The organism is Pedobacter flavus, from assembly GCF_036324285.1.
GTDB lineage: Bacteria > Bacteroidota > Bacteroidia > Sphingobacteriales > Sphingobacteriaceae > Pedobacter > Pedobacter flavus.
On record NZ_JAZDQU010000001.1, the window covers coordinates 870,350 to 895,041 of the forward strand.

Here is a 24,692-nt window from a genome sequence, read left to right on the forward strand (position 1 = left end):
GCTCAATTTTCCATATAGAAAAAAATGAATTACACCCTTAATAATATCCCAGAGAGACCATCCAAACCAAGATCTAATGGATTTACAATGGTAATGGATAAAGGTTTGAGTTTACGTCAAACCGAAGATTTTATAGAAGTTGCAGGAAGTTATACTGATATTGTTAAATTAGGATGGGCTACCTCTTACGTTACTCCAAATTTAAAAGAGAAGCTAGCATTATATAAAAGTGCAGGAATTCCGGTTTATTTTGGCGGAACTTTATTTGAGGCATTCCTTGTTAGAAATCAATATGAAGATTATAAACGTGTTTTGGATAAATTTGGGATGGAATTTGCAGAGATTTCGGATGGTTCTATTACTATTGAGCATGAAGAAAAATGCAAGTTAATATCAGATTTAAGTAAACAAGTTACAGTGATTTCTGAAGTAGGATCTAAAGATGCTAAGAAAATTTTTGCACCGTATAAATGGATTCAGTTAATGAAAGCAGAGATTGAAGCAGGAAGCTGGAAAGTAATTGCAGAAGCAAGAGAAGGAGGAAACGTTGGAATTTATAGAGATTCTGGAGAGGTAAGAGAAGGATTAGTTGATGAAATTTTAACACAAATTCCAGAAGAACGTATAATTTGGGAAGCACCACTAAAAGAACAACAAGTTTGGTTTATTAAACTTATAGGAACTAATGTAAATCTTGGAAATATAGCTCCAGCAGAAGTATTACCATTAGAAACCATCCGCTTAGGCTTAAGAGGCGATACGTTTGATTATTTTTTAAATCAAGTAAAATAACTTAGACTTTTGTTGGGTTGAAATTATGGAAAAGAAATATGGGTTAATAGGCTTCCCTTTAAGTCATTCCTTTTCTAAAAAGTATTTTGAGAAAAAATTCTCTGAAAATTCGTTAAAAGATTTCAGTTACGATAGTTTTGAGATGGAGCGTTTAAATAATTTCAATAATTTTTTAAATCTCCATCCAAATTTATTTGGGTTTAATGTTACCATCCCTCATAAAGAAAATATTATTCCATTTCTAGATACAATAGACAATGCTGCATTAAAAATTGGTGCGGTAAACTGTGTTAAAGTGAAAAAGATAAATGGGGTAAGAAAATTATTAGGATTTAATACCGATTGCATTGGATTTAAATCATCTTTAGCACCTTTATTAACTAAAAACCATACTCATGCACTAATCCTTGGTAGTGGCGGTGCATCAAAATCGGTTCAATATGTTTTAAAAGAATTAAATATTTCTTTTTTAGTTGTATCTAGGACTTCAGGCGATATTAAATATCAAGATTTAAATCAATCCATTTTAGAAAAGTATTTATTGATTATTAATACAACCCCTTTAGGGATGTATCCAAATATAACAGAACAACCATCTATAGATTATAATTTTATTACATCTAAACATTTGGTTTATGATTTAATATACAATCCTGAGCAAACCTTATTTTTAGAAAATTGCGCCAATATGGGTGCAAAAACAAAGAATGGTTACGAAATGTTAGTCTTGCAAGCAGAGGAATCTTGGCGAATTTGGCAAGATGCTAACTTATAAAAATTAGATTATGAAAGTAAAAATATTCACATTTAATCCTTATTCAGAAAACACTTATGTTTTATATGATGATAGTAAAGAATGTGTAATAATTGATCCAGGTGCATATACAATGGAAGAACAAAATGCACTTTATAACTTTATTAAAAACGAAGGTTTAAAGCCAGTATTGCTTTTAAATACACATGCACACATAGATCATGTTTTAGGGAATAAATTTGTTTATGATAGTTTCGGGTTAAAACCGCAGATGCATAAAGAAGAACTACCTTACTTACATGCTGTAGCTTCTTATGCTCCTCAAATGGGCTTTAATTATCAATTATCTCCAGAACCTGAAGTTTTCTTGAAGGAAGAAGGGGTTGTTTCATTTGGAAATAGTGAGTTGGAAATAATTTTTGCTCCAGGCCATTCTGCAGCGCACCTTTGTTTTTACTCAAAGGATGATGATTTTTTAATTGGTGGAGATGTATTATTTCGCGAAAGTATTGGACGAACTGATTTGCCTGGAGGAAATCACGAATTACTTCTAAATAGTATTAAAAATAAGTTATGGCCATTGCCAGATACTTGTGTTGTTTATCCTGGACATGGTGGTTCTACAACAATTGGGCATGAAAAAGTTAATAATCCGTGGCTGAGAGGTTAAAATAACTTATTACCTTTATTAAGTGAATACTCAGTTATATATTGCCAAGCGTTATTTATTTTCCAAAAAATCTACCAACGCCATAAACATTATTTCGGGCATATCTATGGCTGGTGTTTTTGTAGGTAGTGCTGCTCTGGTAATTATACTTTCTGTGTTTAATGGGTTCGAAGACATTGTAGTGAAAATGTTCAATACCTTTTCTCCAAATGTTCTAATTACACCCGCTAAGGGAAAAACTTTCAATCCGAATACAGCTTATTTTAATAATCTACAAAACGATAAAAACGTTTTAAATTACGCTGAAATCTTAGCTGAAAACGCAGTTATCAAATACGGTGATAAACAAGCCGTAGGTTTAATTAAGGGGGTAAGTGATGGATATTTTAAAGCTAAAAATCTAGAAAACACTTTAATTTCTGGTTCTTATAGTCTTAAAAATAAAGATACGGCCTTAGTTGTAATAGGATCGACTTTACAATCTTATTTATTAACCAATAGGTTTGATAAAACTACTACACTTGATCTTTACTCTCCATCAAAGGGAAATAACATTAATTTATTATCGGGTTCTGCTTTTAATATTGAATCTGTTTTTGTTAGAGGTGTTTTTGAAATACAACAGGAATATGATAATATAGCCATAGCCTCAATAGAATTAACAAGGAAACTGTTTTCGGAACCCGTGAATGTTACTTCAATTGAAATTAATTTTAAGGATGGGGTTGATGAAGAGCTGTTTAAGCAAAAAATCGAAAATGATTTAGGTGCAAACTTTATTGTTCAAAACAGATTGGAGCAAAATAGAGTTTTGTATAATGTCTTAAACTCTGAAAAATGGATGGTTTATATTATTTTGACTTTTATATTAATAATAGCTATATTTAATATTATCGGATCATTAACGATGTTGGTGATTGATAAAAGTGAAGACATTAAGATTTTACATAGTTTAGGTGCTGATAAGACTTGGATTAAACGTATTTTTCTGTTTGAAGGAATGATGATAACTCTAATTGGTTGCTTTTCAGGATTATTGGTGGGATTTGTTTTTTGTTTACTTCAGCAAAAATATGGGTTAATAAGTATGAATAGTACAGGTTTAATGGGTGAAGAACCTTATCCAGTTAGTATAAAGTTAATAGATTTTGTATTGGTATTTTTAACTGTATCCTCTTTATCTTTTATTGCGTCTGCCATTGCATCTAACTTAAGTGTGAAAAATATTAAAGAATTAAAAGCATGAAATTTAAAATAACATTATTTTCTATTTGTCTACTTATGTTTTTTTCATGTAGCAATAATAAAGGTGAAAAGGACTTGGAAGTCCAAACATTTAAAGGGCTTTATATTTTTGGTCCAGAATTTAAAACTTTAACTATTTGTAGAGATGGTAGAGAATATTGGGTGGTAGATAGTTCAAAAGTATTAGAGTTTAACTATGCTCAATTAAACTTTGAAAAACCATATCTTCCTGTCTATGTTGAGGTGGAAGGAAGAATGATAGAAACCAATGGAAAAGATCCACAAGATTTCGATTCAACAATTGTGGTAACTAAACTTTTAAAATTAACTAAGGAGACGCCTCCTGGCGATTGTTTAGATTAAATTATAAATAATTAGGATAGGCGTCTTTGTCTATTAATTTTTGAATTCTTGCATGTTCAAATAAATGATCAATAGATTTTCTTCCTATTGTTCCCAAAGATTTTGAAAACTCATTAACATAAAGATTAATATGCTGTTTTATAACTTTTTCATCCATTTCCTGGGCATGAAATTTTATAAATTCTGCACCTGAGTCGGGATTTTTAAATGCAAATTCAACCGATTCACAAATTAATTTCTGAACAAGTAACTGAGTTTTTCTCGGAATTCTTTTATGAATAGCAATTCCTCCTAATGGGATGGCTGAGCCCGTATATTCTTCCCAAAAATTACCTAGATCTATAATTTTATATAATCCCTTGGAAGCATAAGTAAACCTATTTTCATGGATTATTAATCCTAAATCTATTTCATCGTTTAATAATGCATCTTCAATGTCTGAAAAGAGCATTATTTGCTTGTTTTTTAATTCTGGATGAGCAATTTGTAATAATAAATTAGCAGTAGTTTGTTCTCCAGGAATTCCAACTTTAAGCTCTGGTTTTAGTTGCTTATTTTCTGAGGTACTTTCCCATAATTCAGATGGGTTTTTCTTGCTGATTAAAAGTGGACCAACACCAAATCCTAGAGCGCTGCCAGAGTCTAAAAGGAAATAGTTTTTAACTACTTTAGCATAGGCGAAGTAACTTAACTTAGTTATATCTAATTTCTCCTCATTTGCATATTTGTTTAATGTTTCAACATCTTCATAATGAACATCAAATTTTAAACCATGGGTGTCTATTTTATTATGGATGAGGGCATCAAAAATAAAGGTATCGTTTGGACAAGGTGAAAATCCCAGTGTTAATCTCATATTTTATAGCGTAAGTAGTTAATTAACCACAGATTTAAATTGTTTATAGCTAGCTTAATGTCCCAGTTCTCTTTATTTCGAGGTTCTACGAAATTAGATACGGAACGGACTTGGATTACTGGTGTTTTTGCCTGTTCAGCACAATAAAAAACAGCTGCCCCTTCCATAGTTTCTATAGCCGGATTATATTTTTTCAGTAGGTAATTTATGGTTGGTAAACTTCCACTAACCTTATTTACTGTTATCCCTTTAACTTGTTTAAGATCTTTAATTTCTAATCCTTCAAATTTTGTTTTTCCGAATCCAAGTTCTTCAATAGATAGAAAATTCTCATTTTCTTCTACGCCTAGGTCGGCAAAAATATCTTCTTTAACATTAATAAGATCTCCAATTTTAATGTCTTTATTAAAAGATCCTGCTATTCCAACATTTAGAATAAGTTTGTACGGATTATGTAAAGTTTTGCCTAATGCAAATGCAGTAGCCGTCATTCCAACTCCAGTAATTAATACGTCGAAAGAGGAATGTTGTTGAAAAGAAACATCAATTAACTCAAACTCTGCTAAGAATGGAGCTATTTCTTGATAAGTTGCAGCTACAATCAATACTTTCATATTCAAAGGTAAACATTGTATTAAATAAAACTTTAATCGTATTGATATGATTACTGGGTTATGATAATTAGCTTTTAACTATATTTGTGTTTTATTTAAAGCTATGATTTATATCACCAGAAAAGCGCAATTTAATGCGGCTCATAAATTATCGAGACCTGATTGGAGCGAGGAAAAAAATGAAAGTGTTTTTGGGAAATGTGCAAACCCAAATTGGCATGGTCATAACTATTCCTTGTTTGTAACTGTTAAAGGCGAAATAAATCCTGAAACTGGGTTTTTGGTTGACTTAAAGTGGTTAAGAGATATAATAAATGATCATGTGGTTGATAAATTAGATCATAAGAACTTAAATGTTGATGTAGATTTCATGAAAGGAATTCTTACTTCTACAGAAAATTTGGCCATTGAAATATGGAAGATTCTTAAACCATTAATAGAAGCTGAAGGGGCAATTCTTCATTGTGTGAAAATCAATGAAACTGAAAATAATTTTGTAGAATACTTTGGATAAAATAAATGTAATGGCTGAATTAGAAAATACCGACAACAAAGGGTATAAAAAAATTGATCAATATAATGAGGAAAACACAAATTCTATTGCTGCTCATTACAGTGAAATTTTAACTTCATTAGGCGAAAACCCTAACAGAGAAGGATTATTAAAAACTCCTGAAAGAGTTGCTAAATCACTTCAGTATTTAACTCAAGGGTATAATATTGATCCTGTAGAAATTCTTAAATCTGCGATGTTTACCGAAGACTATAGCCAGATGGTAGTAGTAAAGGATATTGAAGTTTATTCTATGTGTGAGCATCATATGCTTCCATTTTTTGGTAAAGCTCATATAGCTTATATTCCAAATGGACATATTGTAGGGTTAAGTAAAATACCTAGAGTGGTTGATGCTTTTTCTCGAAGATTGCAAGTACAGGAAAGATTAACCAATGAAATTAGGGATTGTATTCAGAATACATTAAATCCTTCTGGTGTGGCTGTTGTTATAGAATGCAGACATTTATGTATGTCTATGCGAGGTATTCAAAAGCAGAATTCTGTAACTACAACATCAGCATTTACAGGTGAATTTATTAATAATGATAAAACTAGAGCAGAATTTTTACGTTTAATAACTGCGTCTCTATATTAAAATAAAATATTTATGAAGGCATTAATTTTTCCTGGGCAGGGAGCACAATTTTCAGGTATGGGTAAAGACTTATATCAAAATGATGATGCAAAAGCCCTTTTCGAGCAAGCTAATGAGATAATTGGATTTAGAATTAGCGATATTATGTTCGAAGGAACTGACGAGCAATTAAGAGAAACTAAAGTAACTCAACCCGCTATATTTTTACACTCAGTAATTTTGAGTAAAGTGTTGCCAGGTGGTTTTGATGCCGATATGGTAGCAGGACATTCCTTAGGGGAGTTTTCTGCATTAACTGCTGCGGGAGCATTAACTTTCGAAGATGGACTTAAATTAGTTATTGCGCGTGCTAATGCTATGCAAAAGGCTTGCGAAATAAATCCATCAACTATGGCGGCTATTTTAGGTTTAGCAGACGATGTGGTTGAAAGAATTTGCGCTGAGATAGATGAGGTAGTAGTGGCAGCTAATTATAATTGCCCAGGCCAATTAGTTATTTCAGGAAGCTTTGCAGGAATAGATAAAGCTTGTGCAGCTTTAACTGAAGCTGGTGCAAAAAGAGCACTTAAGTTAAATGTAGGGGGTGCTTTTCACTCTCCATTGATGGAACCAGCAAAATTAGAATTACAAGCGGCTATTGAGCATACACTAATTAGTGCACCAAAATGCCCAATTTATCAAAATGTTAACCCTGTTGCTACTTTAGATCCAGTTATAATTAAACAAAATTTAATTACTCAACTTACTGGAGCAGTAAAGTGGACTCAAACGGTTGAGCAAATGATAAAAGATGGAGCTGATACCTTTGTTGAGGTGGGTCCGGGAAATGTATTACAAGGGTTGGTTAAAAAAGTAAAAAGAGATGTTGTTACTGCATCTGCGTCTTTAACAAGCGCTTAACGTGGGAATTGGGTTTAAAATACGTGGACTGTTATTACTGCTAAGTATTGGCTGTATTATAACTGCTTTAACGTTTAGCAAAACTCAAAGTAACACTGAAGTATTATACAATGAATCTAAAGTTCTCCAAAACAATTTAAAGTTAAAAGAACAAATTGTAGCAGAGTTTCTTAATGATTCTATAAAATTAAAAAATGCTGAGTCATTTCATCTTAATGGTGAAATGGCTCTTTTTTTTAAAAATGAATATGCAAGCCAAAATATAAATCTATTTACCTATCAACAAAACAAATTAAAGTTTTGGAGTTCTATAAGTGTAGTTCCACCTAATATAGAATCTATTAAAGAAGGGCGTAGTTTTTTAAATTTAAATAACGGGTATTATGAAGCAATTAAATATATTCATAAGAATACTGTTCTTCTATTTATAATTACGATAAAAAATGAATTCAATCTAGAGAATGAGTACTTAAAAAACGAAATCTCAAGAGATTTATCGCCCTCCGGATTATTAGATATAGCGCATTTTAATGATTCAAGTGAAACTACCCAACATATTAAAGGATTAGAAGGAAGGTATTTGTTTTCAGTTAAATTAATACCTCGATACGCATCAAATACACACTATTCTATAGAGTTATGGCTTTATGTTGGATTCATGGTGTTTCTTACTTTATTCGCTTATTCTTTAAGTAACTGGATTGTAAGAAGAGGTTACCTCTATTTTGGTACAATTTTATTTGGGCTGTATTTTGTAGTACTAAGGTTAAGCGATTTGGAATATGGATGGTTTAATAAAAATTTTGGCCTCCTAATTTTTGATCCCAAAGTCTATGCTCAGAGTTTTTATTTGCCTTCCCTTGGCGATTTATTGTTAAGTACTATAGCCATAACCTGGTTCATTCTTTTTGTTTATCAGCATAGAGAAAAGTATTTTAAATTAAACCCTATAAAGAACTCGAAAAGAGTATCTATCCTGTTTCAAATTCTCTTGCTAATTTTATTTTCTACAATCGCCTATTTTGTAGATGATGTATTTTTTGGCTTGATATATAACTCCAAAATCCCATTTGATATAAATATTTTCAAGTTGGACTGGATAGGTTGGTTATGCGTTTTCCTTATTTGTATTGCATGGTTTAATATTTGCACCATAGGGGTAATTTTTGCCGATTTCTCTTTAAGTTATCCCTTACCAAAAGCGACAAGAGTTGCCATTTTTTTAGTAACCTTAATTGCCTTCTCTATTTTTAGAATTATAGTAGATTTTACAGCTTATTACTTAATTTTTGCCTTATTAATGTATCTCATAGGGTACAATTTTTATAAGCAAAAACGTAAGTTTTCTATTCTAATTTTTGCCAGTGGATTCTTCTGTATGGCATTTATAACGTCGTTAAAGTACATCCGGTATACGGATATTAGAGAAAGAAATTCTAGAAATAATATTGCAAAAAAGCTAATAAATGCAGATGATCCTCAGTTATTAAGTAATATTAGTGTTTTTGAGCAAGAGGTAAATAACGATGAATTTATTTTAAATTATTTTAATAACCCCACTTCTGAAGAGGCAATTATTAATCATATAGAGAAGAAATATCTGAATGATTATTTGGCGAATTTTAATTTTCAAATAAGATTATATAATCAAAATGATGAAGAATTGGGCGATCATGAAGGTGTTCCGCTTCAGAATTATAGAAATATGGTGATGTTTGGAGCTCTTAAAACTTTAGCTTCTAATTATTTCTATAGAGTAAATGATGTTTTTGGTTATCAAAATTATTTTGGTGTAATACCTGTCTTTAAAAATGAAAGTATAATCGGAACGGTGGTGGTCGACCTAAAATCGCAACCCTATAATTATAATTTAAGATTTCCAGATTTATTAATTGATAGTAGGGTGAAAAGGGATATGGAGTTTGATAAATATTCCTTTGCTTTTTACAACAATAACCGATTAGTAAATCAATCTGGGAAGATATCTTATCCTTTACTGAATAAAAATTTTAATGCTGAGATTGGGGCTTTATTTTATCAAAACGACAATAATATTAGCCATTTAGTATATGCACCAACCGCCAATAAGCTAATAATTATATCCAAGGAAAAAGTAGATTATCTAACTCGTTTTTCTACCCTGTCTTTCTTTTTCTTGACTTTTATGTTCTTTTCTGTCTTGGTATTTATATTAATCTGGACATTTAAAAATTTAGAAGATAAAGCGTTCAATTGGTTCAACATTAATAAATATTTAATGATTAATGCGAATCAAATTCTATATCGTACAAGAATTCAAGTTTCTATTATTGTAGTGGTCGTTACCACATTAATTGTGGTGGGGTGGACTTCCTTTTACTATATAAGTAAAGAATTTAGGTTTCAACAATCTGATCAAATAAAGGAGAAAATAAGAAAACTACAGGTTTCTTATGAAAAATTAATTTCTAAAAAAGGGATTTCCTTGGATCAATTTGGGGTTATAGAATTTGATCAGTTCGCCGATGTAAATGGGGTTTATTTAAATCTATATAATCAGAATGGAGATTTATTATTAACCTCCTTACCCCGAATATATGAAGCTGGAATTTTAGCCAAAAAGATGGAAATGGAAGCATTTCTAAGCTTAAAAAACTTCCAAAATTCGGAGTATATAAATGCAAATGAACGTGTGGGCGATTTTGTGTATGCAACAGCTTATGTCCCTATAAAAAATGAAAACAATCAGACTGTAGCCTATTTATCTTCCCCATTTTTTGAAAATGAAAAAGATTACAATACTAAAATAGATTCGTTCATAAATACATTAATCAATATTTATGCGCTGGTTTTTGTTATAATTGGAATTTTGGCCGTATTCCTGGCGAATCAAATCACTAATCCTTTAACATTAATTCAGGATAGTATCAGGAAAACTAAATTGGGTAGTAGAAATAGACCTATTCAATGGTCTCGACAAGACGAGATTGGTTCTTTAATTAAAGAGTACAATAAAATGATTGCCGCTCTAGAAGAAAGCGCTAAAAAATTAGCAAAATCTGAGCGGGAATCTGCTTGGAGAGAAATGGCAAAGCAAGTAGCTCATGAAATTAAGAATCCTTTAACACCACTAAAATTGGGTGTGCAATTGTTAGAGCGTTCATGGAAGGAAAAGGATCCTAATTTCGACAAGAAATTTGAAAATTTCAATAAATCATTTATCGAACAAATTGATAGTTTGTCGACCATAGCTTCAGAATTTAGCAATTTTGCAAAAATGCCTGATACTAAATTGGAAAATATAGCGCTTCTCCCAATTATTAAAAAAGCAATGGAGGTATATGGCATTGGAGATGCAGTAGAGATTAAAATTATTAATGACCAATCTATAGAGCCAATAGTTCTAGGTGATAAAGATCAATTATTACGCACTTTTAATAATCTTTTTAAAAATGCAATAGAGTCTGTTATTGATCGCACAGTTGCTAAAATTAAAGTTACTGTTCTACAGCAAGAAGACAAGTACATTGTGTCTGTAAATGATAACGGTAGGGGGATTACAGATGAACAAAAGGTTAGGATTTTTACACCTAATTTTACTACTAAAACTTCTGGTACTGGTTTAGGCTTAGCATTTGTAAAACAAGCTATAGAAAATGCGGGTGGGGAAGTGAGTTTTGTTTCTGAGCTAGGAAAAGGAACAACTTTTTATTTGGTATTCCCTGTTATTTAAGTTCAATGGAACTTCGCCCCATTGTATAACCATTTGCATACAACACCAACGAGTAAACTCCTTTAATAAAAGGATTTGGATTAACCCAATCCATATTGTAATAAGTATCGTCGTTTTTAAAATTAATGGTTATCTGTTGGCTATATTGTAATTCTTGGTCATTTGCCGTAAAAATATCGTCATTCTTAGCTATTAAATTTCCTGCAGGATCTATTACTCGCATATAGATGTTGTGATAATCCTTGGCAGCCAAATCGTTATTAACAATATTAAATTTAATTCTCAAAATATCTGTAGTACTAGCCTTGAATACAATAGAAGATTTACCATTTCCTTTTAATCTATGAGCTTCTACAGTTATGTTTGAGGCTTTTAATGCCGCCGCTGCTTTAACTCTTTTATTTAAATTGGCATTTCTTTGTTCGAGTTCATCTGCTTTTTCTGTCGCAATATTTATAGACTTCTGAAGGCTATCTCGCTCGCTACGTAAATAACCGTTTTCTTTTTGTAAGGATGTTATTTGAATAGTATAGTTTCTAACGAACTCGGTAAGTTCAGCAATTTCTTCTTTTGCTTTGTCTAACTCGCCTTTAGTTAATTTATGTTTCTGTAGTAAAGCTTTTAATTCTTTTATTTTGTTTCTAGCCAACTCTTGTTCATCAGCCAATTGCTCGTTGAGTATTACATTGGAAGCGGTAATTTTATCCAGTTCTACTTCTATTTTCTCAACATCTAGCTCAAGCTTGTCTTTCTCAGTATTAACAGTAATAAATTTTTTGCTTTCTTGTTTGTCCTTGAAAAAAAAATAGGCATTAGTGCCTAACAGAGCGATAATTGCTACACTAAGAAAGTAAATTTTAGTACGATCAGATTTTTTTACAGTTTCTTCTTGTTGCATTTTTTTGTGTGTATTATAAGTATGCGAAAATATTAAATTCTTATAACATTTCCCTTAATGCGCTAAAAAATAGGCATCAAAGCATATTAAAAGCCAGTTATTGGCGTTAGAATTAATATATTTGCAAAAATTATGATCAGATCCGCAATATTCCTCTTCTTTATTTTAAGTTTTAATTTAAATCTAATCTATGCTCAAGATAAAGCAAAAATTGAACCAAAAAGGGAATTTAGGGGTGTTTGGGTAGCAACAGTAGAAAATATTGACTGGCCAAGTAAGGCTGGACTCACCATGGATCAGCAAAAACAAGAGTTTATTGGAATTCTTGAAAGGCATAAAGCAAATGGAATTAACGCGATTATGTTCCAGGTAAGACCAGCGGCAGATGCATTTTATGCTAAATCTAGAGAACCTTGGAGTCGCTGGTTAATGGGTAAACAAGGTTTGCCACCCGCTCCAGGATATGATCCATTAGAATTTGCCATAGACGAAGCACATAGTAGGGGTATGGAGCTACATGCTTGGTTTAATCCATATAGAGCAAGTACCCATGTAAATCATGTTTTAGTAGAAGATCATATAACAAAGCAAAAGCCAGAGTGGTTTTTTAGTTATGGGGGTAAAAAACAATTTAATCCTGGCATTCCAGAAGTTAGAGAATATATTATTCAAGTTATTTTAGACGTTGTAAAAGGTTATAATGTTGATGGAATTCATTTTGATGATTATTTTTATCCTTACCCAATTGCTGGTCAAAAGATTAACGACGAAGGTACTTACGTAAAATATAAAGGCAATTTTACTAATATCGGTGATTGGAGAAGAAACAATGTTAATTTATTAGTAAAGGAACTAGGTGATAGTATTCATTATTATAAAAAACATGTAAAATTTGGATTGAGTCCATCCGCAATTTGGAGGAATATTGGTGAAGATAAGGAAGGTGCAAAAACAGCCGGATTATCAACTTATAGCACTTTGTATGCCGATAGTAGGAAATGGATTAAAGAAGGATGGGTTGATTATATAAATCCTCAAATTTATTTTAGTTTCACTAGAAAAGTAGCTCCATTCCCAGTTTTAGCCGATTGGTGGAGTGATAATACTTACGGCCGACATCTTTATATTGGTCATGGCTTGTATTTAGTGCATAATGGTACCACAAAAGCCGAAGCAGCTTGGGCGTTACCATCACAGATTCCTGATCAAATTAGGTACATTAGAAAAAACGAAAATATTCATGGTAGCATATATTTTAGTAGTAAATCATTTACAACGGTTGGACGAAAAGTTGCTGATAGTTTAAAAAATGATTTTTATAAATATCCTTCTCTTCCGCCTCAAATGCCATGGCTGGATGATATTAAGCCAAATTCGCCTAAAAATTTTAATGCAGAAGTAAAATCAGATGGTGTTCATTTAAAATGGGAAAAGCCTGATAAAGCAACTGATGGAGAAACGGCTTCAGGATATGTGATTTATAGATTTGAAGAAGGAGAACAAATAGATATTTCTAATGCAAGAAATATTTTGAAAATCAGATTTCAGGAATTCACTACTTTTTTAGATACAGAAATTGAAAAAAATAAGCGTTATTCTTATGTTATAACGGCTTTAGATCGATTAAAAAATGAAAGTATTCCTTCAAATATTGAAGGAATACTCACAAAATAATACTGTTAAAATTCGAAAATTATACCGATTGATGGTGTGAATTGTGCATCCATATCATTTAATATGAATGGTATAGCGTTGGATCCATCCAGTTTAATAGGTTGTCCATCAGAAGTTAAAAATGCGGTATTATCTGCATTTCTTTTAAATGTATATTTCGGAATTGATGGCGTTTTGGTTCTTAAGAAATTAGATACATCTAAAAAGGCATTTAAAGCAAAGTTTTTATAATTCCAACGTTTATCGATTCTAACATCAGCCTGTTTAAATGAAGGTAATCTAAGTGTGTTTAATTGATTATAATTAAAAACACCCGCTCCTGTTGTTAAATAATTGGTTTGAGAAGCTGTTGCATCAAATGGTGTATATGGTGCACCTCCTTGATAACGGAATTTTAAACCAATTTCAAAATTTCTTGGAAGTTTGTAGCCTAAAGTTGCCGTTAAAAGTTGATTGTTGTCCCATGCAGCAGCAACCAATTTTTTATTTGCACCACTAAATTCAGATTTGAAAATAGTATAAGATAAAATACCGAAAAACTTTTCAGTTAATTTTTGTTGTGCAAAAAATTCAATTCCATAGGCACGGCCTTCACCATTACTTACTACTTTTTCATTGCCTACCACATTATAATCGCCTCCCATATTTGCAAGAGATATTTGATCTCTAACAGAAACTGGATAGTTTGCATATTTTTTATAAAATCCTTCTAAAGTAAACCTGGTTGAATTAGATAGTAAATATTCAAAACCAGTAACGTAATGGTCTGATCTAATGTATTTGTTGTCTTTATTTGGGTAAAGCGAATTGGAGTCTTTAAATCCTAAAACGGTATAAACTGGAAGTTTATAATATCTTCCAACAGAAGCATTCCATTTTATATAATCGCTGATGGCATAGCTCAAGGAAATTCTAGGAGATAAGGTTTCAATAGGATTCATTCCATCTTCTGTAAATGAATTTATATCTATTCTAACCCCAGTATTTAAGCTCAATTTATTATCGAAAAACCTTTTACCTAATTGAGCAAAAGCACCATATTTTAAGAAGTTAATCTTAGAATTAGAATTTATAATAATCCCTGGTTGAATAATATTGCCTGAGCCATCTTCAACCTGAATTCTATATCTATTAAAAAACGAATTATCTGTTTCAACGTACTGTAAAGAAGCCCCATAAGACCATTGCCAGCCTTCATTCGCGAAATTAAAGTCAACACGCAATTTGTTTTCAGTTTCTGTTGAATTTATCCTTAATCGTCTTTTAGTTTCGTCATTAATTTGATTTTCGTCGAATTTATTGATTTCATTATTCAGCACATTTCTGCTTAATGCTACATTTAAAAAACCATTATTAAGCTGTGTTTTTAAACTTCCTCCAATGGTATAATTCCATTGGTCTATTGATGGAGTATTATTTAAAGTATAAAGCTTTTCTGGACTTGCATCCTTAATGCTGCCAAATCTAAATTTATCTAATGCGCCTATTCCAATAAAATTAAAAGTTGTTTTATTGCTTAATTTATGGGTTATTTTAGTCTGAAAATCCCAGTAATTTGGTCGAATAGGGAGATCAATTAGTTTAAATAGAAGATCTAAATAAGAGCGTCTTGCAGATGCTAAGAATGTAGTTTTACCATTTTTTGAAAGTGGACCGTCTAAAGTTAAAGCAGCATCAGTAGCCTGAATTCTTAAGTTTCCTTGTACTTTATTTGGATTTCCAGTTTTTTGAGTGAATTGAAAAACGGAACTTAAACTATTATCAAATCTTGCATCAAAGGCAGAAGTACTTAGTTTAACATCTTGAATAAACAATACATTTAAAAGTCCAGTTGGACCACCACTACTTCCTTGAGTGCTAAAATGATTAATAATTGGTGTTTCAATTCCATCTAAATAAAAAACGTTTTCATTTGGAGCTCCACCTCTAATGATAATATCGTTTCTAAAACCGCCGCTACTTCCATCGGTTCCACTTACCCCTGGGAGCGATTGAATTACTCTAGAAATATCGAAATTGCCACCTGGGTTACTTTTAATTTCTTCTGTAGTCATTCTTTGAACCGACAATGGTGTGATTAAAGAACTCGCATTTGCCGATCTATTTGCGGAAATCGAAACAGCTTGAATATTAGTATTCGACGATAATTCTATATTAATTGTATTCTCATTACCCGACGAAATTAAATAGTTATATAATGTTTCGTTTACATAACCAACTTTAGAAATTTTCAAATTATAACTTCCTACCGGAATATTGGTTATCCTAAACCTACCCAAAGAATCTGTTGTGGTAGAAATATTAGTCTTCTCAATGCCAATCGTAACGTCCTGCAAAGCTTTGAAATTGTCTTTATCAACAACTGTACCTGATAAGGTGCCATAAACTTGAGCTAGCGTTACATTACTGAAACTTGAGGTAATAAAAATTAAAAACAGGAACGTGATTTTTTTTAAAAGCATAGATGATTTTTTCGCGCTATTTTTATTAAAAAAATTGTAAACACCATATTTTATTAAACAAAAAATGCAGTAATAAAATTACTGCATTATACTTAAACTTTAATAAATATTTTTCGATTATACATAATCCAGAGAATTCCTAACCAAAACAAAATCCACATTAACGCCCAGGCTAATGATGCATGGAGTGGTTCTAAATTTGGAACGAACACCGATTGATAAAAATGGTTCGCTAATCCAACTTCGTTTCCTTTTTCATTTACTACTTTAAACAAATTTAAAGTTCTAGGTAGTAGTCCAGAAATAAAGAAAACAGTAATAGCATTTACCCCATAAACCACTGCTGGTTTTGTAAATCGTGTATAGTTGTTAACGTCAATTATCCAGTAGCATAAGGCTAGGCAAATTGTAGCTAATCCTCCAGTGTATAATACAAATGAACTTGTCCATAAAGATTTATTAATAGGAAAAACTAAATCCCAAATTAATCCTAATGCAGTTGCAATAAATCCAATTGTAAATAGCCAAGCTATTTTTTCTGCTTCAATTTTGTCTTTTCGTTTCAGATATACACCTACTAGAATGCCAAATAAGCCAGACGAAATAGCTGGCAGCGTACTTAATATTCCCTCTGGGTCCCATGTTTTAGCTGATTTCCATAAATGAGCTTCAGTTAAAATGGTTCTATCTAGCCATGCACCTAAATTGGTTTCTTTTTCTAAATTGGCAAAACCTACACCCGGAACAGGCACAAACGTCATTAATGCCCAATAAATGATTAAAAAACTAATTAATATTTTTAGAATAGATTTATTACTAAACTTTAGAAAAATAATCGCAGACACTAAAAATACGACCGAAATACGCTGAAGAACGCCTGGTATTCTAACATTTTCAAATGCACCAATAGGATCTGTAAACACCTTTGGGTATAATGATAAAAACAGGCCTAATCCAAATAATATTAAAGATCTTTTAATAATCTTTTTTATTGCGCCAGGATGCGAAGCTGTATCAAGTCGTTTGCTTCCCAATGCATAAGATATAGACACACCTACAATAAACAAGAAGAAAGGAAATATTAAATCTGTAGGGGTACAGCCATTCCATTCAGCATGTTTAAGTGGCGCATAAATATTAGACCAGCTGCCAGGATTATTCACAAGAATCATAGCTGCAACTGTTATACCTCTAAAGAAATCCAAAGAGATTAACCTCGAACGCTCTTTCTGCATGGGGTTCATTTGTTAGGTTAGAAAATAAACTTTCTAATATACGTTTTAACCTAAGATCTTAAAATTTATATCTTACAAATGCTTCAATAGCTTCGTATTCTGCTAAGCCTAAATCGTTGTAAGCTCTTGCTGTTTCACTATTTCTATCTTGTGCTCTTTGCCAAAACTCTCTTGAGTCGTCGCCAGGGAAAACTGGTCTGTCTTTTTGAGATTGATGTTTGAAAATAGCATTCTTTTTACGCTCAACTTCTTGAGGGCTCAATGGAACTGCCATTTCTATTTCATGAGTTTCAAATTCTAACCAAGCACCTCTATACATCCATAACCAACAATCTTTTACCCATGGCTCATCTTTTAATTGTTCTAATGCTTTTAAAATAATATTAAAACAAACAATATGCGTTCCATGTGGATCTTCAAAATCGCCAGCTGCAAATATTTGATGAGGTTTTATTTTTTGTAATAATTCTTTTGTTAAATCTACATCCTTTTGGGTAACCGGATTTTTTTGATTTTTTCCACTTTCATAGAAAGGCAAGGCCATAAAGTGGATATGGTCATCATTTAGACCGCTATAACGTGCACCTGCAATTGCTTCACCCTTTCTAATTAAACCTTTTACTGTTTGAATTTCAGGAGTGTCAATTTGGTTTGGCTTTTTTGATTCAATGAATTTTCTCATATTCTCATACATCTCACGCTGACCAGGAACAGCCATTCCCATTTTCTCTGAAAAATCATTGCTGAACTCTACAAATCTAAGTACATCATCATCCCAAACTGCTGTATTTCCACTAGTTTGATATGCCACATGAACATCATGTCCTTGATCTGCTAATCTTATAAAAGTACCGCCCATTGATATTACATCATCATCCGGGTGTGGAGAGAAAATTACAACACGTTTTTTCTCAGGGTTTGCACGCTCTGGGCGTTGTTTGTCTTCTGCATTGGGTTTTCCACCTGGCCAACCTGTAATAGTATGCTGAAGTTTATTGAAAATATGAATATTAATATTGTAAACTGGACCTTTCTCTACTGCTAACTGCGCCATTCCATTATTGTTATAGTCGTCTTCTGTTAACTTAAGAATAGGTTTTTTTAGCGTATTTGAAAGCCATATTACAGCTTTTCTAATTAAATATTCGTCCCAAATACAATCTTTAACTAACCATGGCGTATTAAATCTGGTTAATTGTTTTGCAGCATCTTTATCTAGAATAAACTCTACATTATCAGATAATTGAAGGAAAGTTGCAGGTACTTCACTAGAAATCTCGCCTTCTACTGCCTTCTTTATAATGGAAGCTTTTTTGCCATTCCAAGCCATTAAAATAATTTCTCTGGCTTTAAAAATAGTACCAATACCCATGGTAATGGCCTTAGTAGGAACAAAAGATTTTCCACCAAAATCCCTAGCAGCATCTCTACGAGTTAAATCATCAAGTGTAACTAATCTTGTGCCTGAGTTTGGTGCAGAACCAGGTTCGTTAAAACCAATATGTCCAGTTCTACCAATACCTAATATTTGAATATCTAAACCGCCTAAATCGCCAATTTTTTTCTCATATTCCAAACAAAAAGCAGGTATATCTTCTAATTTTAAAGTGCCATCTGGAATATTTATCTGCTCTTTTGGGATATCTATATGGTTAAATAAATGCTCATTCATAAACGAAACATAGCTTTGAGCATCTTCAGCAGCCATTGGATAATATTCATCCAGATTAAAAGTTACCACATTCGAAAAACTTAATCCTTCTTCTTTGTGCATTCTAACCAATTCTTCATACACTTTAATGGGTGTTGCACCAGTTGCAAGACCTAAAACTGCCTTTTCTTTGGAATTTTGTTTTTCTTTAATGATGTTTGCGATACGTTGCGCAACATGAATTGAACCATCCTTGGGTGTATCGAATACCGTTACGGGTAATTTTTCGTAACGAGTTTCTTCCAAAAGGTTTAACCTAGCCATTCTAAAAATTTTTGAGTGAGCAACAAATATATGGACAAAAATTAACCTGTAGGGTGTGAATTTGAATATTGCTAAAATTTATGACATTGCGAATAAATCTAAAAGGCTAATTATTGGCTTAATGTCTGGTACTTCAATGGATGGACTTGATATTGCTTTATGCAGTATTGAAGGTTCTGGTGTTCTTTCCAAGTTAAAAATATTGGAATTTAAAACAGCGGATTATGATGAAGAATTTAGAAAAAATTTAAAGTCTATTTTTTCCAATAGGGAGGCCGATCTTCAAAAAGTGGTTTTAATGAACGAATTGGTGGCCATAAAGCATGCTAAATTAGTTAACGATGCTATCGAGGAATGGAAAGTTGATAAAGCATCTATTGATTTAATAGCCAGTCATGGTCAGACTATTTTCCACGCGCCAAAATCTTTCCATCAAGACCCAAACTTTCCAAATGCCACATTTCAAATTGGCGATGGAGATCATATAGCTGTTAATACAGGAATTATCACCATTAGTGATTTTAGACAAAAACATGTTGCGTGTGGTGGCGAAGGAGCCCCTCTGGCACTTTATGGCGATTATTTAATCTTCGGTGATCCGAAAGAAGATAGAGTATTGTTGAATATAGGAGGCATATCAAATTTTACTTTCTTGCCTGGAAATGAACAAATAGATAAAGTTTTCTCTACAGATGTTGGCCCTGGAAATACTTTGATGGATCAATTTGTTTTCAGAGAATTTGGATTGTTTTATGATAAAGATGCAGATTTAGCATCGAAAGGGAAGGTGAATGATGTATTATTAAGCGAATTATTAAATCATCCCTTCTTTTTGTTGGAATTCCCTAAAACTACAGGTCCAGAATTATTTAATTTAGATTTCCTGGATACCGTATTAACTAAAACTGAATTAGTTGATTTATCGCCGTTTGATATTTTAGCAACATTAAATAATTTAACAGCCCAGGTTATTGTTAATGCTATTCAAATCACCCAATCCGAAAAATCTAATATTTTCATAAGTGGTGGCGGATTGCATAATCCACTATTAATAAATACTATAAAGAATTTATTGCCTACTGCACATTTTTCGGACTTAACTGAATTGGCAGTTATTCCTGATGCAAAGGAAGCTGCATTATTTGCGATTTTGGCAAATGAAGCGGTTGCTGGAAAGGCTATACCATTTAAAGGACAGAATATGCCCAAGACAACTTTTGGTAAAATATCTTTCCCTACCTAATTATAGAAGCTTTAAGTTTTTAGACTTATATTTCTCAAGTTTACTTGATTTAGGGTCTAATTCTGTAATTAAATAATCTATATTATCTAAAGAACAAACTTTTAATCGCTGTGTAATATTTAGTTTTTCAGAAATGCACAGAATGGCAATTTTATTAGAAGAATTGAATATAGTTTTTTTAAGCTGATTAATTTCCCAGTTGGTATCAGTAAGTCCGTTTTCGGGATGTATAGCACTAGTACCCAATAGGCATAAATCTATATTTATCTCCGAAATTTGATTTATGGCATGTCCGCCATAAGAAATTTGAGAGTTTTTGGAGAAAGTACCACCAATAATTATAACCTCAATATTTGGAAATCTAGCTAATTCTATTGCAACCATTGGACTGATGGTAAAAAAAGTTGCGTTTAAGTTTTCGGGCAAATGTTTTACCACTTCCAAAATTGTAGTTCCTCCACCTGTTAAAATTACCATTCCGTCTTTAATTAAAGAGATGGCTTTTTTTGCGATAACTATTTTTCTGTCTTTTGCATAAACTGTGCTATCATCAAAAGAAGAATGATAAGATTTAGAGAGCGCGCCACCATGCACTTTAAACAGAAGATTCTGATCGGCAAGTTCTTGTAAATCTCTTCTAATAGTATCTTCAGATACTTGTAAAAGTTGAATTAAATCTGACGATAAAACACGATTATGCAGGTTTATTTGACGCATAATTAAGTCGTGCCTTTCTTTTTTTAACATATCATTAATTTTTTGATTGTGAAAAGTTATAAAATTTTTTGCGGGTTTTTGCTACTTTCTGCAAAATTTATACTTAACCGCACAAAAAAAATACCTTCTATTATTTCTTTTTTATATAAAACATTTATGATATTTACCTTTTGTTTTATTTAATGCGTAATTCTGCGTTTTTTAAAGCAAAAAAGTTGACGTAATTTATTTAACCAAATTAAAGTTTATGAAAAGAAAACTACTCATGTTGTTTTTGGGCACATTCTTCTTGGCTTTCCAAGCTTTGGCCCAACAGATAACTGTAACTGGAAAGGTTACAAGCGCTAGTGACGGGAGGCCTGTTCCGGGTGCTAGTGTAAAAGTGAAGAGTACGAACGCTTCGGTAGTAACAACTTCTGAAGGAAATTACTCTATCAGCGCAAAAAAAGGTGATGTAATTGTATACACCTACCTGGGATACCAAGTTGCAGAAAGAACTGTAGGCGATGCTACAGTTATTAATGTAGGCTTATTAGATTCTACTGAAGGTATAGAAGGCGTTGTAATTGTAGGTTACGCGGCTCAAAAGAAAGCTACTTTAACTGGTGCTGTAAGTACGGTTAATGTTGCTCAAGCGTTTGAGAACAAACCTATTAACGACCCTACTAAAGCTTTACAAGGAACTGTACCAGGATTAACTATTACTTATGGAAATGGTGGATTAACTTCTGCACCAAACATTAACATTCGTGGTATTGGATCGGTAAACGGATCTAGCAGACCTTTAATATTAGTAGATAATATTGAGACTAGTGATTTATCAATCATTAATCCAAATGATATCGAAAGTGTTTCTGTGTTAAAAGATGCGGCATCAACTTCAATTTATGGAGCTAGAGCTGCTTTTGGTGTAGTTTTAATTAAAACTAAATCAGGTAAGAAAAATCAGGCGACTACCATCCAATACACAAACAACTTCTCTTGGAATAAGGCTACAACTATGCCAGATTTCGCTGATCCAGTATTAGAATTAGATGGATTAATTGAAGGTGCAAAAAGAGCAGGAACTACTACTCCTGAAACTTTTGGTATGGAGTTAACAGCTTTAAGAAACGGAATTGCTAATTGGCAACAAAAATATAAAGCAACAAATACTGGCACTGAGATGATCAAAGGTCAAGATTTTGACTACATCAACGGCCGTGTTTATTTCTTTAAAGAATGGGATCCAAAAGCTACATTATTAAATGAGTTCACTGATCAACAAAATCACAGTGTAAGAATTCAAGGTGGTGGCGATAAAATGGGTTATTATATTTCTTCAGGATACAGCACAGAAGGTGGTATCTTTAAGTTAAACCCAGATAACGTTTCAAGATATAATATCACAGCAGCTATTAATGCTGAAATTAAACCTTGGTTAGACATTGATGCGAAAATGTTATTCAGAAACTTTAAGTATGAATATCCTATGTCGTATTATGCAACTGGAGATTGGTATTATTTCTGGAGATGGGGTTCATATTTCCCATTAGGAACTTATAATGGTAACTATTGGAGACATTTACCAGCATATCAAGCAGGTGCTCAAACCAGTGATTTAGTTTCTAACTATAATCGTATTGATTTAGGTGCAACTTTTAAAGTTGCTAAAGGATTAAACATTCGTGCCGATTATTCAATTGGTAGAGATAATGGTTTAAGACACGTTGTTGGTGGTCAGATCCAAGGATTAGATTTCTGGAGTGGTATTCCAACTAATACAGTAAATATTGCTACTGCAGCTCAAGATTTTACAAGTTATGGTGCAACCAGAAATTTATTAAATACTTTAAATGCTTACGCTACTTACGATAAAGTAATTAAAGAAGATCATAATTTCAGAATTATGGCTGGGGTTAACTACGAAACTAGATCAAGTTTCTCAGCAACTGCAAACCGTCGTGGTTTATTAGATCCTTCTCGTCCAGAGTTAGGTTTAGCTACTGGAGATCAATTTGCAACTGGTGGTCGTGGTCAAGGTGCTTTGGCTGGTTATTTCGGAAGGATTAACTATAACTACAAAGGAAAATATTTAGTAGAGGTTAACGGTCGTTATGACGGTTCTTCAGTATTCTCTAGCAGAAATCGTTGGGGATTCTTCCCTTCAGCTTCGGTTGGATACCGTTTATCTGAAGAGAAATTCATGGAGCCGGTTAAGAAAATATTTGATGATATTAAATTCAGAGCTTCATATGGTGAGTTAGGTAACCAAGATGTAGGTGGTGAATTCTATACTGCTGCTATGGCAAGTTCTAACACGAACTGGGTTAATGGTAGCGTAATTGCTAATACAATTGGTGCACCTCGTGCAGTTGCAAACTCGTTATCATGGGAAACTGTTAAAGATTTAAACTTAGGTGTTGATTTAAGATTCTTAAAAAACTACATGGGTTTAACTTTTGAATGGTATCAAAGAAGAACTGAAGGTATGTTAGCAGCTACAAGTACTGCAGCTACTTTTGGTACAACTGGACCAAGAATTAATGCTGGAGATTTAAAAACTCAAGGTATAGAGGTAGCATTAGATTTCCGTTACCCTGTAACTAAAGACTTAAATGTTTATGGAACATTTACCGTAGCTGATAATAAAAGTACCATTACTAAATGGGATAATCCAGCTATGTTAATTACTCAAAACTATGTAGGTAGAGAGTTAGGCGAAATCTGGGGTTTTGAAACAGATAGATACTTTACTTCTGCTGCTGATGTTGCGGCTTCTCCTAGTCAAACTGGCTTACAGTCTGGTTTATTCGTATTCGGTGAAGGTGATATTAAATACAAAGACATCAACGGTGATGGTGTAATTAACGGTGGTGCTATGACTTTAGCTAATCATGGTGACTTAGTTAAATTAGGTAATACTAACCCAAGATGGCAATATGGTGCAAGATTTGGCGGTACTTTCAAAGGATTCGATTTAGACATCTTCTTACAAGGTGTTGGTAAGAGAGACTATTGGGGAATTGGCCAAACTGTAATTCCAATGTATCAAAGTGCTGATATTTTATACAAACATCAGTTAGATTATTGGACACCTACAAATACAAATGCTGAATATCCTAAATTATATTCAGGAAACGGTACTACAAGAATTTCTGGATTACCTGCAAGTGGTAACAACTATTACGTACAATCTAAGTATTTAATTGATTTAGCTTATTTAAGATTGAAAAACGTAACTTTTGGTTACACATTTAAAAACGATTTCCTTAAAAAGTATAAAATTGGAAGCATCAGAATCTATGCTAGTGGTCAAAACTTAGCAGAATTTAAGAAATCGAAATTACCTCTTGATCCAGAGATTACTGACGGAGATAACAACTTCTTCGGACGTACTTTCCCTTTTTCGAGAATGTATTCATTTGGTGCTAACTTAACTTTTTAATTTT

At 32.5% G+C, this 24,692-nt stretch carries 19 protein-coding genes; 12 read left to right on the forward strand and 7 right to left on the reverse strand.

All coding sequences use genetic code 11. From position 1 onward, the window contains the following. Positions 1-24: 24 nt before the first annotated feature. From VRU49_RS04055 to VRU49_RS04075, 5 genes are read left to right on the forward strand one after another with little or no spacing between them, the layout of a single operon-like run. The gene (locus tag VRU49_RS04055; RefSeq protein ID WP_330145504.1) at positions 25-792 is read left to right on the forward strand and encodes a phosphosulfolactate synthase; all 768 of its coding nucleotides are present in this window, start codon (positions 25-27) and stop codon (positions 790-792) included. Between the two features lie 25 nt (positions 793-817). Further along, on the forward strand, positions 818-1,567 hold the full coding sequence (locus VRU49_RS04060) for a shikimate dehydrogenase family protein (RefSeq protein WP_330145505.1): 750 nt from the start codon (positions 818-820) through the stop codon (positions 1,565-1,567). Between the two features lie 7 nt (positions 1,568-1,574). Next, complete coding sequence (locus VRU49_RS04065) at positions 1,575-2,216, forward strand: MBL fold metallo-hydrolase (protein WP_330145874.1); 642 nt, start codon at positions 1,575-1,577, stop codon at positions 2,214-2,216. Positions 2,217-2,238: 22 nt separating this feature from the next. Then, positions 2,239-3,462, forward strand: a complete 1,224-nt coding sequence (locus tag VRU49_RS04070; protein ID WP_330145506.1) for an ABC transporter permease — start codon at positions 2,239-2,241, stop codon at positions 3,460-3,462. Further along, entirely contained in the window at positions 3,459-3,824 is a 366-nt protein-coding gene (locus VRU49_RS04075; RefSeq protein ID WP_330145507.1) for a hypothetical protein, read from the forward strand. The genes VRU49_RS04070 and VRU49_RS04075 overlap by 4 nt, the downstream gene beginning before the upstream one ends. A gap of 1 nt (position 3,825) precedes the next feature. On the opposite strand, the gene VRU49_RS04080 is transcribed toward VRU49_RS04075, so the two are convergent. Both VRU49_RS04080 and mqnB read right to left on the reverse strand, forming a co-directional pair. Beyond that, positions 3,826-4,680, reverse strand: coding sequence for a 1,4-dihydroxy-6-naphtoate synthase (locus tag VRU49_RS04080; RefSeq protein ID WP_330145508.1), 855 nt, complete (start codon positions 4,678-4,680; stop codon positions 3,826-3,828). Then, complete coding sequence (mqnB, locus tag VRU49_RS04085; RefSeq protein ID WP_330145509.1) at positions 4,677-5,294, reverse strand: futalosine hydrolase; 618 nt, start codon at positions 5,292-5,294, stop codon at positions 4,677-4,679. The genes VRU49_RS04080 and mqnB overlap by 4 nt, the downstream gene beginning before the upstream one ends. Before the next feature lie 103 nt (positions 5,295-5,397). Here mqnB and VRU49_RS04090 point away from each other — a divergent pair, with 103 nt between their 5' ends. Genes VRU49_RS04090 through VRU49_RS04105 form a run of 4 tightly spaced genes read left to right on the forward strand, consistent with a single transcriptional unit; the run spans position 5,398 to position 11,057 of the window. Further along, positions 5,398-5,808, forward strand: a complete 411-nt coding sequence (locus tag VRU49_RS04090) for a 6-pyruvoyl trahydropterin synthase family protein (RefSeq protein ID WP_330145510.1) — start codon at positions 5,398-5,400, stop codon at positions 5,806-5,808. 10 nt (positions 5,809-5,818) lie between these two features. Next, positions 5,819-6,445 (forward strand): GTP cyclohydrolase I FolE, encoded by a 627-nt coding sequence (gene folE / locus VRU49_RS04095; protein ID WP_330145511.1) that lies wholly within the window; start codon positions 5,819-5,821, stop codon positions 6,443-6,445. A gap of 12 nt (positions 6,446-6,457) precedes the next feature. Beyond that, positions 6,458-7,345 carry an ACP S-malonyltransferase gene (gene fabD / locus VRU49_RS04100; protein ID WP_330145512.1) on the forward strand — a complete coding sequence of 296 codons (888 nt, stop codon included), beginning with the start codon at positions 6,458-6,460 and terminating at the stop codon, positions 7,343-7,345. Between the two features lies 1 nt (position 7,346). After that, positions 7,347-11,057 carry a sensor histidine kinase gene (locus VRU49_RS04105; protein ID WP_330145513.1) on the forward strand — a complete coding sequence of 1,237 codons (3,711 nt, stop codon included), beginning with the start codon at positions 7,347-7,349 and terminating at the stop codon, positions 11,055-11,057. Here VRU49_RS04105 and VRU49_RS04110 read toward each other — a convergent pair. Next, complete coding sequence (locus VRU49_RS04110) at positions 11,050-11,955, reverse strand: hypothetical protein (RefSeq protein WP_330145514.1); 906 nt, start codon at positions 11,953-11,955, stop codon at positions 11,050-11,052. The two genes, VRU49_RS04105 and VRU49_RS04110, sit on opposite strands and share 8 nt — an antisense overlap. Positions 11,956-12,087: 132 nt before the next feature. On the opposite strand from VRU49_RS04110, the gene VRU49_RS04115 reads away from it, so the two are divergent. Further along, a complete protein-coding gene (locus tag VRU49_RS04115) occupies positions 12,088-13,629 on the forward strand; it encodes a glycoside hydrolase family 10-like protein (RefSeq protein WP_330145515.1) in 1,542 nt (513 codons plus the stop codon). Between the two features lie 5 nt (positions 13,630-13,634). Here VRU49_RS04115 and VRU49_RS04120 read toward each other — a convergent pair whose 3' ends face one another. The 3 genes from VRU49_RS04120 to nagB form a co-directional block, all read right to left on the reverse strand. After that, positions 13,635-16,091, reverse strand: coding sequence for a TonB-dependent receptor (locus VRU49_RS04120; RefSeq protein WP_330145516.1), 2,457 nt, complete (start codon positions 16,089-16,091; stop codon positions 13,635-13,637). Between the two features lie 92 nt (positions 16,092-16,183). Continuing rightward, complete coding sequence (locus VRU49_RS04125) at positions 16,184-17,335, reverse strand: acyltransferase family protein (protein WP_330145517.1); 1,152 nt, start codon at positions 17,333-17,335, stop codon at positions 16,184-16,186. Positions 17,336-17,384: 49 nt separating this feature from the next. Beyond that, positions 17,385-19,301: a glucosamine-6-phosphate deaminase gene (gene nagB, locus VRU49_RS04130; RefSeq protein WP_330145518.1), complete on the reverse strand. Its 1,917-nt coding sequence runs from the start codon at positions 19,299-19,301 to the stop codon at positions 17,385-17,387. 55 nt (positions 19,302-19,356) lie between these two features. On the opposite strand from nagB, the gene VRU49_RS04135 reads away from it, so the two are divergent. Further along, entirely contained in the window at positions 19,357-20,544 is a 1,188-nt protein-coding gene (locus VRU49_RS04135) for an anhydro-N-acetylmuramic acid kinase (protein WP_330145519.1), read from the forward strand. Here VRU49_RS04135 and VRU49_RS04140 read toward each other — a convergent pair whose 3' ends face one another. Then, positions 20,545-21,291, reverse strand: a complete 747-nt coding sequence (locus VRU49_RS04140; protein ID WP_330145520.1) for a DeoR/GlpR family DNA-binding transcription regulator — start codon at positions 21,289-21,291, stop codon at positions 20,545-20,547. Positions 21,292-21,508: 217 nt separating this feature from the next. Here VRU49_RS04140 and VRU49_RS04145 point away from each other — a divergent pair, with 217 nt between their 5' ends. After that, a complete protein-coding gene (locus VRU49_RS04145) occupies positions 21,509-24,688 on the forward strand; it encodes a SusC/RagA family TonB-linked outer membrane protein (RefSeq protein WP_330145521.1) in 3,180 nt (1,059 codons plus the stop codon). Positions 24,689-24,692 lie beyond the last annotated feature (4 nt).